Origin of the sequence: Roseateles sp. (assembly GCF_036486225.1) — a bacterium.
GTDB lineage: Bacteria > Pseudomonadota > Gammaproteobacteria > Burkholderiales > Burkholderiaceae_C > Roseateles.
The window spans coordinates 1-3,227 of sequence record NZ_DASVNZ010000398.1; the positions used below are offsets into that span (position 1 = coordinate 1).

3 protein-coding genes and 1 pseudogene are annotated in these 3,227 nt (G+C 72.3%); all 4 read right to left on the reverse strand.

Features of this window, described 5'->3' with window-relative positions:
• Window positions 1-878: pseudogene (locus VF536_RS25920) on the reverse strand (hypothetical protein); the annotation flags it as partial.
• Window positions 875-1,207, reverse strand: coding sequence for a hypothetical protein (locus tag VF536_RS25925; RefSeq protein WP_331617838.1), 333 nt, complete (start codon window positions 1,205-1,207; stop codon window positions 875-877). The gene VF536_RS25925 and the pseudogene VF536_RS25920, both read right to left, overlap by 4 nt.
• A gap of 12 nt (window positions 1,208-1,219) precedes the next feature.
• Window positions 1,220-1,606 (reverse strand): flagellar export chaperone FliS, encoded by a 387-nt coding sequence (gene fliS, locus VF536_RS25930; RefSeq protein WP_331617839.1) that lies wholly within the window; start codon window positions 1,604-1,606, stop codon window positions 1,220-1,222.
• Window positions 1,607-1,634: 28 nt separating this feature from the next.
• The gene (fliD, locus tag VF536_RS25935) at window positions 1,635-2,993 is read right to left on the reverse strand and encodes a flagellar filament capping protein FliD (protein ID WP_331617840.1); all 1,359 of its coding nucleotides are present in this window, start codon (window positions 2,991-2,993) and stop codon (window positions 1,635-1,637) included.
• Window positions 2,994-3,227 lie beyond the last annotated feature (234 nt).

The following is a 3,227-nucleotide window of genomic DNA, read 5'->3' on the forward strand; positions in this document are numbered from 1 at the left end:
TCCAGATGCAGCCGCGCGCTGTCCGCGCGCTGCGCGATCTGCAGTTGCAGCCGATCGCCCAGCGCCTGCATCAGCGGCTGCTGCCAGGCCTCGCGCGAGGCGGGCAGCGTGAGCGTCGACGATGTCGAGGCGCCGGCGGCACCGGTCGTCGCGCCCGGCGTCATCGTCGTCATCAGGTCGGCGCTCCAGCGTTGCAGACCCTGCCAGGCACCGGCATCTGCCGGGCCTGCCGGGACCACGACCGCGTCGGCGCCTTGCAGCGCGAGCAGGCGGGCCGCGTCGGTGGTCAGCGCCGACGGCACGATGGTCGCGGCCTGCGGGACGGCGGCAGCGCCGGCCGGGTTGGCTGCATCGCCGGTATTTCCCGACGTTCCCGTCGCGTTGCGTGCCGCCGGAGCCGGTGGCGTCGCGACGGGGTTCAGCGCCGGCATGAGCATGGCCATCAGCGGCGCGCTCGCGGCCGCGGGCAACGATGCGTCGTCCCGCGAGGTCGTCGCGTCGGGATCGGCGTCCTCGCTCCCGGGCCGGACGCCACCCGCGACGATGCCGATCGCGTCGGTGCCGGCGGTCACCGCCGGACCACGACCCAGCAGTTCGTCGAGCGCCTGCATCAGCGCGGCGTCGAGCACGTCGACCCTCTCATCGACGCTCTCATCGGCGCTGTCGCCGTGGCCATCGGCGGCCCGAGACTGCGCGGCATCGCGCTCACCCGTGCGCGCCATCAGCGGCGCGAAGGGCAGCACCACGACCGGCGCCTCCGACTTGTCCGCGTTGCCGGTCCTGTCCACACCGCCCGCGTGGAGCGGCGTGGCCGGAGCGGCCGGGGTGGAGGCACTGGCGGAGGCCGTGGCCGCCAAGGGATTCATCGTCATCGTCATGCTTGCGCCTCCGTGCCCCAGTCGGCGGACTCCGCGTACGCGGACCACCCCTGGCGCTGCTGGCGCATCTGCGCCAGCGTCTGTCCGACGCGTTCGAGCTCGCGCTGGCATTCGCCGCTGATCTGCTGGTGGAGCCGGCGCAGCTGCTGCAGCGCGGCGCGTTCGCCGGGCGTCAGCGTCGCGACGTCGAGGCCGCCCAGCACCTGGGCCAGCTCCGCGTCGCCGCGGGCCAGCGCGGGCCAGTTGCGCTGCGCGCAGGCGTCGCGCAGGCGCTCGCCGAGCATCTGCAGCCGGGCCGTGACCGGGACGTTGCGCAGGGACTGCGGCATCGTCGTCCTCCTTCAGCCGTGACGGGCGAGCACGCCCTGCCAGCCGCCGCGGATCTGCGCGAGCAGGCGGCGGACCTCGTCGACCAGCGCGACGTCCAGCTCGACGCCGGCGCGGTACAGCCGCTCGGCGCAGTAGTCGTAGAGCCGGGCGAGGCTGGCGACGACCTCGCCGCCCGTGTCCAGGTCCAGCGCGCTGGACAGGCCGTTGATGATGGCCACGCACTTGTCCAGGCTGGCCGCCTTGAGTTCGAAGCGGCGCGCCTCGATGTGGGCGCGGGCGCGCGCCAGTTCGTCGAGCAGGCCGTCCATCAGCACCAGCACGAGCTGGAGCGGCGAGGCCTGCGCGGTCTGCGCCTGCAGGTGGACGGACTGGTAGCTCTGGTAGGCGTCGTGGCTCATGGGGTGGTCGTGTCCAGGTCCCCGGCGCTCAGGCCGAGACGGCGTCGAACAGGCTGCCCGTGCCACCCAGTTGCGTCTGCAGGTTCTGCAGCTGCGTGAACTGTTGGAGGTAGCGCGTGTACGCCTGGTTGTATTGCTGGTCCAGCCGGGTCTGGCGGTCGCTGATGCTCTTCTGCTGCGACTGGATCGAGGTCTGGCGCTGCTTGATCTGGCCGCTCGAGCTGTTGGTCCAGGTGTCGGCCAGCTTGTCCATCGCGCCGAGCAGGCCCGAGGAACTGGACAGCGCGGTCGATCCCAGCACCTTGTCGAGCGCGTCGGGCGTGGCCGACAGCGCCTTGGCCAGCTTGGCGCCGTCGAGTTTGGCGCTGCCGTCGCGCTCGATGGAGACGCCCAGCGTGCGCAGGTTGGCGCCGGCGTAGTCGTTGCGCAGCACGTTGCCGATGCGGTCGCGCAGCGCGCGCACGCCGGCGTCGCTGGCGAAGGCGCCGTTGGCCGTGCCGTCCTTGCCGACGACGGTCAGGTCGTCGAGCGCCTTCTCCAGCACGTTGTACGCATCGACGAAGCTCTGCAGCTTGGCACTGGTGGCCGTGTCGTCGCGGGCGACGGTGAGCGTGACCGGCGACTCGCCGCTGGCCTGCGCCTTCTTCAGCGTGATGGACACGCCCTGGATCGCGGTCACCGTGTTGCTGGCCTGCTGCAGCCGCACGCCGGTGCCCTGCGCGCCCAGCCAGACGACCGCGTCCTGCGCGCCGACCAGTTCCTTGCGCTTGCTGGTGTCGTCCAGCGCCGTCTTCAGCGGGCCGGACAGGCCCGAGGTGTCGATCGTGAGCTTGCCGCCCGCGCCGCTGACGCCGGCGGTCAGCACCAGCTGCGTCGCGCCGCCGACGGTCACCACCATCGCGGTGGCGTTGCCGCTGGCCGCGGTGTTGATCGCGCGGGCGATCTCGGTCTGCGACAGCGTTCCGTCGCCGTCGCCGTCCGCGCTGGCGAGGTCGACGTTGAAGCTCGAGCCGTTGGCCAGCTGCACCGACATGCTGCCCGGCCCGGCCGGCACCGCCGGCAGGTCCTGGAAGGCCACCTGGTTCGTCGTCGCGAGCTGTTCGACGAACAGCGGCGTGCTGGTCGGCTGCGCGCCGGATGCGGCGGTCGCGGTCATGACCGTGCTGTCACTGGGCGTGGCGCTGTACTGCGTGACCGCCTGGCCGGGCTTGGACGACAAGGCGGCCAGTGCCGTCTTGAACGCGCTCAGCGCGCTCTGCAGCTTGGTCAGGCCGCTGGACGCGGCCTGCGCGGCCTTGGTCTGCGCGTCCAGCAGCGACTGCGCCGGCTGCGTGTACGCGGTGGCCAGGCTGGTGGCCGTCGAGGTCGGATCGAAACTAGTCGCCATGGCGGGCTCCTCCACAAGGTCCGGGGTTGAGACTTCCCTTGTGGTGGGCGACCGGCAGCAGCCGGAACTTAAACGGGCGCTGCCAGGCTCCCCGCGGCGACGGCGGAGAGGCGTCCAGTGCCTGCTGGGAAGGTGCGTACTCAGCCACGATTCCCCCGGCCGGTGGAGCGGGTCATGGCGCCCGGTCCGAGCGCGCCGAAGGCGCTCAGGCCGCCATAGGCGCTGTCGTTCTGG

Coding starts and splice junctions, on each gene's coding strand:
- fliS (WP_331617839.1), bottom strand. CDS start 1,606: ATGAGCCACGACGCCTACCAGAGCTACCAGTCCGTCCACCTGCAGGCG.
- VF536_RS25925 (WP_331617838.1), bottom strand. CDS start 1,207: ATGCCGCAGTCCCTGCGCAACGTCCCGGTCACGGCCCGGCTGCAGATG.
- fliD (WP_331617840.1), bottom strand. CDS start 2,993: ATGGCGACTAGTTTCGATCCGACCTCGACGGCCACCAGCCTGGCCACC.